The sequence below is a fragment of the Streptomyces sp. NPDC088261 genome, assembly GCF_044740805.1.
GTDB lineage: Bacteria > Actinomycetota > Actinomycetes > Streptomycetales > Streptomycetaceae > Streptomyces.
Genome location: NZ_JBIURL010000012.1, coordinates 115,904 through 128,337, shown reverse-complemented (window position 1 = coordinate 128,337; position 12,434 = coordinate 115,904). Strand labels below are relative to the sequence as shown.

At 70.1% G+C, this 12,434-nt stretch carries 7 protein-coding genes, 3 tRNA genes and 1 pseudogene; 7 read left to right on the top strand and 4 right to left on the bottom strand.

Features of this window, described 5'->3' with window-relative positions; translation table 11 throughout:
• Window positions 1-8: 8 nt before the first annotated feature.
• The 4 genes from ACIODU_RS23155 to ACIODU_RS23140 all read right to left on the bottom strand — a co-directional run bounded on the left by ACIODU_RS23155 (window position 9) and on the right by ACIODU_RS23140 (window position 5,910).
• The gene (locus tag ACIODU_RS23155) at window positions 9-1,940 is read right to left on the bottom strand and encodes an ABC transporter ATP-binding protein (RefSeq protein ID WP_356422444.1); all 1,932 of its coding nucleotides are present in this window, start codon (window positions 1,938-1,940) and stop codon (window positions 9-11) included.
• Window positions 1,940-3,673 carry an ABC transporter ATP-binding protein gene (locus tag ACIODU_RS23150; protein WP_401769710.1) on the bottom strand — a complete coding sequence of 578 codons (1,734 nt, stop codon included), beginning with the start codon at window positions 3,671-3,673 and terminating at the stop codon, window positions 1,940-1,942. The genes ACIODU_RS23155 and ACIODU_RS23150 overlap by 1 nt, the downstream gene beginning before the upstream one ends.
• A gap of 322 nt (window positions 3,674-3,995) precedes the next feature.
• On the bottom strand, window positions 3,996-5,441 hold the full coding sequence (locus ACIODU_RS23145) for an FGGY family carbohydrate kinase (protein WP_356422449.1): 1,446 nt from the start codon (window positions 5,439-5,441) through the stop codon (window positions 3,996-3,998).
• A gap of 139 nt (window positions 5,442-5,580) precedes the next feature.
• Window positions 5,581-5,910 (bottom strand): YtxH domain-containing protein, encoded by a 330-nt coding sequence (locus tag ACIODU_RS23140; protein WP_356422452.1) that lies wholly within the window; start codon window positions 5,908-5,910, stop codon window positions 5,581-5,583.
• A 210-nt stretch (window positions 5,911-6,120) separates the two neighbouring features.
• Between ACIODU_RS23140 and ACIODU_RS23135 the strand changes: the two genes are divergently transcribed.
• From ACIODU_RS23135 to ACIODU_RS23105, 7 genes and pseudogenes are all read left to right on the top strand, one after another.
• Window positions 6,121-6,193 (top strand) — tRNA-Asn (locus ACIODU_RS23135).
• A 5-nt stretch (window positions 6,194-6,198) separates the two neighbouring features.
• A tRNA-Asn gene (locus ACIODU_RS23130) sits at window positions 6,199-6,271 on the top strand.
• 167 nt (window positions 6,272-6,438) lie between these two features.
• Window positions 6,439-6,512 (top strand) — tRNA-Ile (locus ACIODU_RS23125).
• 308 nt (window positions 6,513-6,820) lie between these two features.
• A pseudogene (locus ACIODU_RS23120) lies at window positions 6,821-6,913 on the top strand (metallophosphoesterase); the annotation flags it as partial.
• A 66-nt stretch (window positions 6,914-6,979) separates the two neighbouring features.
• Window positions 6,980-8,008: an LLM class flavin-dependent oxidoreductase gene (locus tag ACIODU_RS23115; protein WP_401769709.1), complete on the top strand. Its 1,029-nt coding sequence runs from the start codon at window positions 6,980-6,982 to the stop codon at window positions 8,006-8,008.
• Window positions 8,009-8,179: 171 nt separating this feature from the next.
• Window positions 8,180-9,019: a hypothetical protein gene (locus ACIODU_RS23110; RefSeq protein WP_401769708.1), complete on the top strand. Its 840-nt coding sequence runs from the start codon at window positions 8,180-8,182 to the stop codon at window positions 9,017-9,019.
• Between the two features lie 256 nt (window positions 9,020-9,275).
• Window positions 9,276-12,425: a ThuA domain-containing protein gene (locus ACIODU_RS23105; RefSeq protein WP_401769707.1), complete on the top strand. Its 3,150-nt coding sequence runs from the start codon at window positions 9,276-9,278 to the stop codon at window positions 12,423-12,425.
• The last annotated feature ends 9 nt before the right edge of the window (window positions 12,426-12,434 follow it).

Sequence of the window (12,434 nt, the reverse complement as noted above, 5' to 3'; positions counted from 1 at the left end):
CGTCGGCCTCAGTCGACCTCGGCGACCGCCTGGGCGAACTGCGACGCGTACAGCCGCGCGTACGCCCCCTCCGCCGCCAGCAGCTCGTCGTGCGTGCCCTGTTCCACGATCGAGCCGTTCTCCATGACGAGGATGACGTCGGCGTCCCGGATCGTGGAGAGCCGGTGCGCGATGACGAAGCTCGTACGGCCGTGGGCCAGGCGCGCCATCGCCCGCTGGATGAGGACTTCGGTGCGGGTGTCGACCGAGCTGGTCGCCTCGTCCAGCACCAGGATCACCGGGTCGGACAGGAACGCCCGCGCGATGGTGATCAGTTGCTTCTCGCCGGCGCTGACGCCCGTACCGTCGTCGTCGATGACGGTGTCGTACCCGTCGGGCAGGGTCCGGACGAACCGGTCCGCGTGCGCGGCCCGCGCGGCCTCCTCGACCTCCTCGCGCGTGACCTCACGGGACGATCCGTACGCGATGTTGTCGGCGATGCTCCCGCCGAACAGCCAGGTGTCCTGGAGGACCATGCCTATCCCGGAGCGCAGCTGCTCCCGGGACATCCGCGCCACATCCACCCCGTCGAGCGTGATCCGCCCGCCGGTGACCTCGTAGAACCGCATGAGCAGGTTCACCAGCGTGGTCTTGCCCGCGCCCGTCGGTCCCACGATCGCCACCGTCTGACCCGGCTCCACCGACAGCGACAGATCCTCGATCAGCGGCTTCTCGGGGTCGTACCGGAAGGACACGTGCTCCAGCGCCACCCGGCCCAGCGACTCCTTGCGCAGCCGCTCCACCGCCGGGGTGTCGGGCTCCTGCTCCGGCGCGTCCAGCAGGTCGAAGATCCGCTCGGCCGAGGCGACCCCGGACTGCACCAGGTTCGCCATCGAGGCGACCTGCGTCAGCGGCATCGAGAACTGCCGCGAGTACTGGATGAACGCCTGTACGTCCCCGATCGACAGGGTGCCCGAGGCGACCCGCAGCCCGCCGACGACCGCGATCAGCACATAGTTCAGGTTCGAGATGAAGAGCATCAGCGGCTGCATGATCCCGCTGTTGAACTGCGCCTTGAACCCGGCTTCGTACAGCTTGTCGTTCTCCTCGCGGAACGCCTCCGCGGACTGCTCGGCGCGCCCGAAGACCTTCACCAGCGCGTGCCCGGTGTACATCTCCTCGATGTGCGCGTTCAGCGTGCCCGTGACCTTCCACTGCTGCACGAAGTGCGGCTGCGACCGCTTGCCGATCCGCGTCGCCACGAAGATCGACACCGGTACGGTCACCAGCGCCACCAGGGCCAGCAGCGGCGAGATCCAGAACATCATCCCCAGCACGCCGACGATCGTCAGCAGCGAGTTGATCAGCTGCCCCATCGTCTGCTGCATGGTCTGCGAGATGTTGTCGACGTCGTTCGTCGCCCGGCTGAGCACCTCACCGCGCGGCTGCTGGTCGAAGTACGAGAGCGGCAGCCGCGACATCTTCGCCTGCACGGCCTCGCGCATCCGGAAGACCGTGCCGTTGATGACCCGGATCGAGAGGCGCGTGGACACCAGCATGAGCAGCCCGGCGCCCAGGTAGATCAGCAGCGTCACGAGCAGCACTTCGCCGATCGCGTCGAAGTCGATGCCGTGGCCCGGGGTGAAGTCCACCCCCGAGAGCACGTCGGCAAGACCGTTGTCGCCCTTGTCCCGCAGCGAGTCGACGGCCTGCGCCTTGGTGGTGCCCTCCCGCATCTGCCCGCCGACCACCCCCGCGAAGATCAGGTCGGTGGCCCGGCCCAGGATCTTCGGGCCCGTCACGGAGAAGGCGACGCTCAGCACACCGGCGCCGAGCATCCACCAGAGGGTGGTCCTCTCCACGGCGAGGAGCCTCAGCAGCCGCTTGCTCGATCCCTTGAAGTCCATGGACCGCTGCGTGGGGCCCGCGGCCATCATCATGCGTCCGCCAGGACCGCTCATCAGGCAGCCTCCGCCTCGGTCAGCTGGGAGAGAACGATCTCCCGGTATGTCTCGTTGCCCGCCATCAGCTCGTGGTGCCGGCCGCTGCCGACCACCCGGCCCTCGTCCAGGACGATGATCCGGTCCGCGTCACGGATGGTGGACACCCGCTGGGCGACGATCACCACCGTCGCCTCCGCGGTCTCCCGCGCGAGCGCGCGCCGCAGCGCCGCGTCCGTCGCGTAGTCCAGCGCCGAGAACGAGTCGTCGAACAGGTATATCTCCGGGCGCTGCACCAGCGTCCTGGCGATGGCCAGGCGCTGGCGCTGTCCGCCGGAGACGTCCGTACCGCCCTGGGATATCGCGGCGTTCAGGCCGCCGTCCAGCGCGGAGACGAAGTCCTTGGCCTGCGCCACCTCCAGCGCGTGCCACAGCTCCTCGTCGGTCGCGTCCGGCTTGCCGTACCGCAGATTGGTCGCCACCGTCCCCGAGAAGAGGTACGGCTTCTGCGGGACCAGGCTCACGGTCTTCGCCAACAGCGCCGGATCGAGGCCGCGTACGTCCTGGCCGTCCACGAGCACCTCCCCGCCGGTGGTGTCGATCAGCCTCGGGACCAGGCTCAGCAGCGTCGACTTGCCGCTGCCCGTCGACCCGATGACGGCGGTCGTCTCACCCGGGCGTGCCACCAGGGAGACGTCCTTGAGCACCGGCTCCTCGGCCCCGGGGAACCGGAACTCGCCGCTCCGTACCTCCAGATGACCGTGCCGCCGCAGCTCCGTCACGGGAGCCTCCGGCGGTACGACGCTGGACCGCGTGTCCAGCACCTCCTCGATGCGCTCTGCGCACACCTCGGCGCGCGGCACCATCATGAACATGAAGGTGGCCATCATCACGGCCATCACGATCTGCATCAGGTAGGCGAGGAACGCGGTCAGCGCGCCGATCTGCATCCCGCCGCTCTCGATGCGGTGCGCCCCGAACCAGACGACCGCGATCGACGAGACGTTGACGACCGTCATCACGGTCGGGAACATCAGCGCCATCAGCCGGCCGGTCGACAGCGCGACGTCGGTCAGCTCGGTGTTGGCCTCTCCGAAGCGCTTCTTCTCGTAGTCGTCCCGGACGAACGCCCTGATCACACGGTTGCCGGTGATCTGCTCGCGCAGGATCCGGTTCACCGAGTCCAGCCGGGTCTGCATGGTACGGAAGAGCGGCCGCATCCTCTTGACGATGAGGCTCACCGAGATCCCGAGCACCGGCACGACGGCCAGCAGGACGGACGACAGCGGCACGTCCTGGCCGAGCGCCATGATGATGCCCCCGACACACATGATGGGCGCCGACACCATCAGCGTGAACGACATCAGCGTCAGCATCTGGACCTGCTGGACGTCATTGGTGGTACGGGTGATCAGCGACGGGGCCCCGAACTGCCCGACCTCGCGGGCGGAGAAGCTCTGCACCCGCCCGAATATGGCGGCCCTGACGTCCCGGCCGAGGGCGGAGGCGGTACGGGAGCCGTAGTAGACCGCGCCGATGTTGCAAATCACCTGGCCGATGCTGACGGCGATCATGATCCCGCCGAAGCGCAGGATGTAGCCCGTGTCCCCCTTCACGACACCGTTGTCGATGATGTCCGCGTTGAGCGTGGGCAGGTAGAGGGTGGCGACGGTCTGGAGCAGCTGGAGCGCGATCAGCAGACCTATCGCTTTTCTGTACGGGGCGAGATGGGTACGCAGAAGTCGTAGCAGCACGCGGAGTCTCTCGGAGTCGGCAAGATCGGGGGTCGGACCCATCTTGCGACACCCGGGCGGCGGAACCGTATGGATTTACGTCCAAGGCCGGGTCAAGAAGCGCGCTGTACTGGGCATGTGGCGTACGGGGAGGCGCCAAGTGTGCGCTGTCTCACACCGGGAGGCGCCGGGCGCCGGTCCCGTACGGGAGCGGCGGGGTCACCCCGTACCAGAAGGGTCCCGCACGAACGGGTCGGTCCCGCGCTTTCCGTACGTCGGTCCCGCGCCTTCCGTACGTCGGTCCCGCCCTTCGTACGTCGGTCCCGCGCCTTTCGTACGCCCGTCACATTCCCGGGCCGAACGCGCCCGGGTGGATCTGCTCGCGCGTCGCCGCGTACTGCTGCCGTACGGCCGTCCCGACCGCCGCGTCCTCGCCCGGCTCGAAGACCTGCGCCGCCGCGCCCTGCCAGAGTGGCGGGGTGCGCGGGTCCAGCGTCCCCCGCGAGACCCCCAGCGCCCAGGCCGCCTGACGGGCCGCGCCGAGCGCGGTGTAGTCGGCGGGCTGCGGTACGACGACCTGCGCGCCGAAGATCGCCGGAGCCGCGGCCTGTACGGCGGGCAGCTCGGCGGCCGCCCCCAGCAGGAACACCCGCCGGACCTCCACCCCGCGCCCGCGCAGTACGTCCATCGCGTCGGCGAGCGAGCAGAGCATGCCCTCGAAGGCGGCCCGCGCCAGGTGTTCCGGCTTCATCGACTCGCGGCGCAGCCCGGTCAGCGTGCCCGCGGTGTGCGGCAGCTGGGGGGTCCGCTCGCCTTCCAGGTACGGGAGCATCACCAGCCCGGAGGCGCCGGGCGTGGACTTGAGCGCCAGGGCGGACAGCTCGGCGAGGTCGCCGGCGCCCACCATCTCCGCCGTGCCCCGCAGGGCCCGTACCGCGTTGAGCGTGTGCACGACCGGGAGGTGCATCCCCGTGGCGTCCGCGAACGACGTGATCATCCCGGACGGATCGGCCAGCGCCTCGTGGTGGACGGCCATCACCGACCCCGACGCGCCCAGCGACACGACAGCGTCCCCGACCCCGACGCCCAGGCCGAAGGCGGCGGCCATGGTCTCGCCGGTGCCGGCGGAGATCAGCAGCCCCTCCGGGGTGGTGCCGGCGGAGTCGGCGGGGCCGAGCACCTCGGGCAGGGCGGCCTGGTGGCCCAGCGCCAGCTCGACCAGATCGGGACGGTACGAGCCGGTCCGCGCCGACCAGTAGCCGGTGCCGGAGGCCGCGCCCCGGTCGGTGGTCCTGCGGGCGGGCCGGCCCAGGAGCTGCCAGACGAGCCAGTCGTGCGGCTGGAGGACGAGCGCGGTGCGCTGCGCCGCCTCGGGCTCGGCCCGCGCCATCCAGCGGAGCTTGGAGATCAGCTGCGCGTGCTGCGGTACGGAGCCGACGGCCTCGGCCCACGCCTGCCGGCCGCCGAGGGCGTCGACCAGATCGGCGGCGGCGACCTGAGCGCGCTTGTCCTTGCTGAGGAGGGCGGGCCGTACGAGATTGCCCTGCCGGTCCAGCGCGACCATGCCGTGCTGCTGCGCGGCCACGCCGATGGCCTGGACCCCCTCCAGCAACCCGCCGGACGCGGCCTCGCCGAGCGACAGCAGCCAGGCCTGCGGATCGACCTCGGTGGCCTTGGGTTCGACGGGGTGCGCGGCGAAACCCTGGCGCAGCACGGCGCCCGTGTCCGCGTCACAGACGACGATGCGTGTGAACCCGGACGAACTGTCCAACCCGGCGACTATTCCCATGGCACCCGATTCTGCCCCACGAGCACCGCCGGGGACGATCCCGGGACGCGCCGGGTATGAGGGGGCGGCCGAGGGCGGCCCCGCCCGTCCCCGCCGACAGGCCTCACCGGCAGGGGCCACCCCTCACTCCACCCTCCCCTCAGGTGGCGCTGCTGCCCCAGTCGTCCTGACCGGTCCCGTTCGCGCGGCCGTTCTGGCTGCGCTCCCGGAGCGAGCGCACGCGCGAGGCGACGGAGCCGGGCATCCTGTCCCCGACCTTGTCGCCGACGACGGCGCTGACCGAGTGGTACGCCTTGCCCGCGTACTCCCGCCCGACCGTGCTCGCGGTCTCGGCGGCGTTGCGTACGGCCGGGTTCTGCGACACCTGACGTGCCGACTTCTTGAGCTGCTCGTAGCGCTCGCGCCCGGCCCGCGTGCCGATCACGTACCCGAAAGCCACTCCAGCGATGAACGTGAGGCGGTACCGCATGGCTGCCACCCTTCCCTAGCGTCAAAGTCCCCAGCGTCGGACCGTCGGGCCCTGTCTACCGCGTACCCCGCCAGGACCTGGCATCACCCGACGTGACCCCGGGGATACCGATTGGCGGAGCACCCCCCTGCTTGCGCTAATGTATGTGTCGCAGCGAGCGTGCGCCGCCCGGGACGCCCGGGGTAGGTGCGTTCGGTGCAAACACAGCAATCCCCTGTAGCTCAATTGGCAGAGCAGCCGGCTGTTAACCGGCAGGTTACTGGTTCGAGTCCAGTCGGGGGAGCGCGATCCCCTGTAGCTCAATTGGCAGAGCATTCGGCTGTTAACCGGAGGGTTGCTGGTTCGAGTCCAGCCGGGGGAGCAGCGAAGAAAAAGGACCCTTTGGGGTCCTTTTTCGTTTCCCCGGAACCGCTCGGCGCCGAACGCGGTCCTCAAGGTCAGGCGTTGCCGACCATCCGAGGCAGGAGATCGTATGAGCGGCTATGCTGCGGCTGACGGGCGCGCACAAATGTGCGCGACGCGCCGTAAGGGGCGGTAGCTCAGCCGGTTAGAGCAGCGGACTCATAATCCGTCGGCCGTGGGTTCGAGTCCCACCCGCCCCACCCCGCACCCTGCGCGCAGGATCGTTTCGACCAGGCACTACCAGGATGCACACACCCCCCGTTCATCCCCGGCAGACACGCCGAAGCTCTCCCCCGCACCCCCCACCGGCCCAGGCGCCCGACGCCCGCGACGGCCCCGCCCTGCCCCCCAATCGAACTGATGACACGCCAGAGCCGCGCCCACCGGCGTCCGATGGACGGGGCTCCGCTGTCGCTCAGTCCTTCGGCGGGACGATGAACCCTCGCATCGGGACCGGATCGCTCGACTCGGGGTCTACCCCCTCGGCTGCCTGCCTCATGGCCTCAACTGCGGCCACACCCACATGCCCTTCGTACGCCTCGCGCACGGCCGTCTCGTCGCCAACCCCGGCAGCGTCGGTATGCCGTACGGGCGGGCCGGGGTGCGTCGGGGTGGATCAGGGGGTTGATTGAGGAATCAACTAAAAGTGGGTGTTGTTCGTACGGGCATGAAGCGCATTGGATTTCTGTCTTTCGGGCACTGGTCCGACACCAGGTACTCCCAGGTCAGGACGGCCGCGGACTCGCTGTTGCAAGGGATCGACCTCGCCGTCGCGGCGGAGGAGCTGGGGGCCGATGGGGCCTACTTCCGGGTTCATCACTTCGCGCGGCAGCTCGCCTCGCCGTTTCCGTTGCTCGCCGCGATCGGGGCCAGGACGTCGCGGATCGAGATCGGTACCGGGGTGATCGACATGCGGTACGAGAACCCCCTCTACATGGCCGAGGACGCCGGGGCCGCCGACCTCATCTCCGGGGGCAGACTCCAGCTCGGCATCAGCCGGGGATCCCCGGAGCAGGTCATCGACGGCTGGCGCTACTTCGGGTACGCGCCCAGCGGCGACGACACCGAGGCCGACATGGCGCGCAAGCACACCGAGGTGCTGCTGTCCGTGCTGGAGGGCAAGGGGTTCGCCAAGCCCAACCCGCGGCCCATGTTCGCCAATCCGCCGGGGCTCCTGCGCGTCGAGCCGCACTCCGAGGGCCTGCGGGATCGCCTCTGGTGGGGTGCCGCGTCCAACGCCACCGCGGTGTGGGCGGCCAAGCTCGGCATGAACCTGATGAGCTCGACCCTCAAGAACGACGAGGGCGGCGCGCCCTTCCACGTACAGCAGGCCGCGCAGATCCGTGCCTACCGCGAGGCGTGGGCCGAGGCCGGCTGGGAGCGTGAGCCGCGTGTCTCCGTGTCGCGCAGCATCTTCACGCTCACCACGGACCAGGACCGCGCGTACTTCGGCGGCGACGGGGACAGCGCCGACCAGATCGGCAACATCGACGCGACCACGCGCGCGATCTTCGGCCGCTCGTATGCCGCCGAGCCCGACGTCCTGGTGAAGCAGCTCGCCGAGGACGAGGCGATCGCCGAGGCCGACACGCTGCTGCTGACCGTGCCCAACCAGCTCGGCGTCGACTACAACAGCCACGTCCTGGAGAACGTCCTCACCCACGTCGCGCCCGCCCCCGCCCTCGGCTGGCGCTGACACCGTCGGCTGGCCCTGACCCCGGCTGGTCCTGACCCCGGCCGGCACTGGCACCGGCACCGCACCTGTGGGCCGCGCGGGCCCCGCGCCGTAAGGTCTGGCGGAAGCAAGCGGCCCCTCTCCGGCCCGTACGGAAGGGGCCGGCCGTCACCCCCGAGACCGGACCCGCCCATGCGCCCCGAAAACCCGCCCCGCCTCCTCTACGTCACCGACCTCGCCTACGAGGCCAAGGGGCGCCGCTACTGCGACGAGGACATCCGGCTGTCGTCCCGGCTGCGGAGCGACTTCGACCTCGCGCTCTGCCACCCCCTCGACGCCGTACGCCTCATGGGGTCCTTCGACGCGGTCGTCGTCCGCAACAGCGGACCCGTGCTGCACTACCAGGCGCAGTACGACCACTTCCGCGAGCGCGCGGCGGCCGACGGGGTCCTGGTGTACAACCCGCTGACCGGGCGCGCCGACATGATCGGCAAGCGGTACCTCGTGGAGCTGAGCGCCGCCGGGTACCCCGTCATCCCGACCGTCGACCGCGCCGAGGACCTTGACCGGCTGCCCGACGCCCCCGCCTACGTGGTCAAGCCCGAGGCGGGCGCGGACTCGATAGGGATGGAGACCGTCCCGGCGGAGCGGCTCGCGGAGATCGCCTTCGGCGGCGTACTGGTGCAGCCCCTGATCCCGTTCCGGTACGAGGTCTCGTTCTACTTCGTGGACCACGACTTCCAGTACGCGCTCCACGCACCGGACCCCGCGCGGCGCTGGGAGCTGGTGCCGTACGACGCCACTCCGGACGATCTCGCCTTCGCGCGCCGCTTCGTCGAGTGGAACGCCCTGGAGCACGGGATCCAGCGGGTCGACGCCTGCCGCGCGCCCGATGGGGAGCTGCTGCTGGTCGAGTTGGAGGATCTCAACCCGTATCTCTCCCTGGAGTCGGTGGACAGCGGCACCCAGGACGCGTTCGTCGCGCGGATGACCGCCTCCCTGCACGATCTCCTGCGGGGCCGCACCCCCTGAGCGTGTTCGCAGGTCCGGGCCCCCGGGGGGGCCAACTTGGCCGGATTCAGGGGTCGTTCGGTGGCCGGTCCGGGATTTTGATACGTCCTTGACAAATTAATTCCACGTTGCCAGCATGCAAAACGCCTACCGCGGAACCAGGGCTCCCGACACCCCCACGAACGGACCCCTGCCCCACCCGTAGCACGGCGCGACGGCGCGCGCCTTGCCTGACGCATTCCCCCCACCGCAAGTCAGCAGGTCAGGAAGGAACACGATGCCAGTACGGCCCCCCGTGTGGTCCAGACTCCTCGTCGCCCTCACCCTCGCGCTCGGCGGCTCGGTCGCCATGAGCGCCACCGCGACCGCCCACCCGGCCCACGAACACGCCGACGCCCCCGCTCCCGCCGACATCCCCGCCTCCGACTACCAGCAAGTCCAACTCGCCACCGGAGCGGCCGAGTTGGGCGAGGCGATGTCGCTCGCCGTGCTGCCGGACCGGTCGGTCGTCCACACCGCCAGGGACGGTACGGTCCGGCTCACCGACGCCGAGGGCAACACCAAGGTCGCGGGCAAGCTCGACACGTACACGCACGACGAGGAAGGTCTCCAGGGCGTCGCGGCCGACCCCGGGTTCGCGGACAACCGCTTCCTCTACCTCTACTACTCGCCCAAGCTGGACACCCCCGCCGGGGACGCCCCGGTGACCGGCACCGCCGCCGACTTCGCCCCGTTCAAAGGGCACTTGAACCTCTCGCGGTTCACCCTCAAGGCCGACGGCACCCTCGACCTCGCCAGCGAGAAGGTCGTCCTCGAAGTCGCCAACGACCGGGGCCAGTGCTGCCACGTCGGCGGTGACATCGACTTCGACGCGCAGGGCAACCTGTACCTCTCGACCGGCGACGACACCAACCCCTTCGAGTCGCAGGGGTACGCGCCGCTGGACGAACGGGCCGACCGCAACCCGCAGTTCGACGCCCAGCGCTCCTCCGGGAACACCAACGACCTGCGCGGCAAGGTCCTGCGGATCAAGCCCACCGCCGACGGCGGCTACACCGTGCCCGACGGCAACCTCTTCGCGCCGGGCACCGCGAACACCCGCCCCGAGATCTACGCGATGGGCTTCCGCAACCCCTTCCGGATATCCGTCGACAAGCCCACCGGCACGGTCTACGTCGGCGACTACGGCCCCGACGCCGGCGTCACCGACGCGGAGCGCGGACCCAGCGGCCAGGTCGAGTTCGACCGCCTGACCGGCCCCGGCAACTTCGGGTGGCCGTACTGCACGGGGACCAACACCGCCGCGGAGACGTACAGCGAGTACACCTTCCCCAGCGGCCCCTCGGGCGCGAAGTACGACTGCGCGGGCGGCCCCACCAACAACTCCCCCCACAACACCGGCCTCGACAAGCTGCCCGCCCCCAAGGCCGCCTGGATCAAGTACGGCGGTGACGCGGGCTCCCCGCCCGAGTTCGGCGGCGGCTCCGAGTCCCCGATGGGCGGGCCCGTATACAACTTCGACGCCGGTCTCGACTCGAACGTGAAGTTCCCCGAGTCCCTCGACGGCCGCTTCTTCGCCGCCGAGTACGGCCGCAAGTGGATCAAGCCGATCGAGGTCAAGGCGGACGGCTCCCCGGGAACCATCGACACCTTCCCCTGGACCGGTACGCAGGTCATGGACCAGGCCTTCGGCCCGGACGGCGCGCTGTACGTCCTCGACTACGGCACCGGCTCCGGCAACCAGGCGCTCTACCGCGTCGAATACCTCGCCGGCAGCAACCGCAACCCGGTCGCCAAGGCCGCCGCCGACAAGACCTCCGGGCAGGCGCCGCTCGCCGTCGCCTTCTCCTCGGCGGGCAGCTCCGACCCCGAGAGCGGCGCGCTCACCTACGCCTGGGACTTCGGCGACGGCGCCACGTCCACGGACGCGAACCCCAGCCACACGTACACGGAGACAGGCACCTACCGGCCCACGCTCACCGTCAGGGACCCGGAAGGACTCACCGGCACCGCGAGCCTCGTGGTGACGGTCGGCAACACCGCCCCCACCGTCAAGCTCGTCACGCCCGCCAACGGCGAGCTGTTCTCGTTCGGCGACACCGTGCCGTTCTCCGTCGAGGGCAGTGACCCCGAGGACGGCCCGATCGACTGCGCCAAGGTCAAGGTGACCTACCTGCTGGGGCACGACAGCCACCAGCACCAGATCACCGCCGCCGACGGCTGCACCGGCTCCCTCGTCGTCCCGGCCGACGGCGAGCACGACAGCGCCGCAAACCTCTACGGGGTCTTCGACGCCGAGTACACGGACGCGGGCGGCCTGACCGCGCACAGCCAGAGCATCCTCCAGCCCCGGCACCGGCAGGCGGAGCACTTCTCGGCGCAGAACGGCCTTGAGGTCGCGGCCCACGGCGGCGCCGAGGGCGGCAACACCGTCGGCTTCACCGACAACGGCGACTGGATCTCCTTCAAGCCGTACGCGCTCGACAACGCCTCCGCCTTCACCGCCCGGGTCTCCTCCGGCGGGGTCGGCGGGACGATCGAGGTACGGGCCGGGTCGGCCACCGGCACCCTGCTGGGCACGGCGACCGTCGCACCGACCGGCGGCTGGGACAACTTCGCCGACGTGACGGCGGAGCTCAGCAACGCGCCTTCCGGATCGACGGAGTTGTTCCTCGTCTTCAAGGGCCCGACGGGCCAGGGGAACCTCTTCGACGTGGACGCCTTCACGTTCACCACGACGGCGACCACCGAAGCCGATCCGTACCAGGTGCTCGTCTTCTCCAAGACGGCCGGATTCCGGCACGACTCGATCCCGGCGGGGATCGCGGCGATCGAAACCCTCGGTGAGGGCAACAACTTCACCGTCACCGCCACCGAGGACGGCGGCGCCTTCACCCCGGAGAACCTCGCCGGGTACGAGGCCGTGGTGTTCCTCTCCACGACCGGCGACATGCTCACCGACGCGCAGGAGGACGCGCTCCAGGGGTACGTCGACGGGGGAGGCGGCTATGTGGGCGTCCACGCGGCCGCCGACGCCGAGTACGAGTCGCCCGCGTACGGGAAGCTCGTCGGCGCCTGGTTCAAGAGCCACCCGGCGATCCAGCAGGCGACCGTCAAGAACGAGGACAGGACGCACCCCGCGACCTCGCACCTCGACGCCACCTGGTCCCGTACCGACGAGTGGTACAACTACCGCACCAATCCGCGCGCGGACGTCACGGTGCTCCAGAGCCTGGACGAAAGCACGTACAGCGGTGGGGAGATGAGCGGGGACCACCCCATCACCTGGTACCACGCGCAGGGCGAGGGCCGGTCCTTCTACACCGGACTCGGCCACACCCAGGAGTCGTACGCCGATCCCCTCTTCCAGCAGTTGCTGCTGGGCGGGATCCGGTACGCGGCGGGAGAGGCACCCCTGAAGAACTGACCGGCGCAC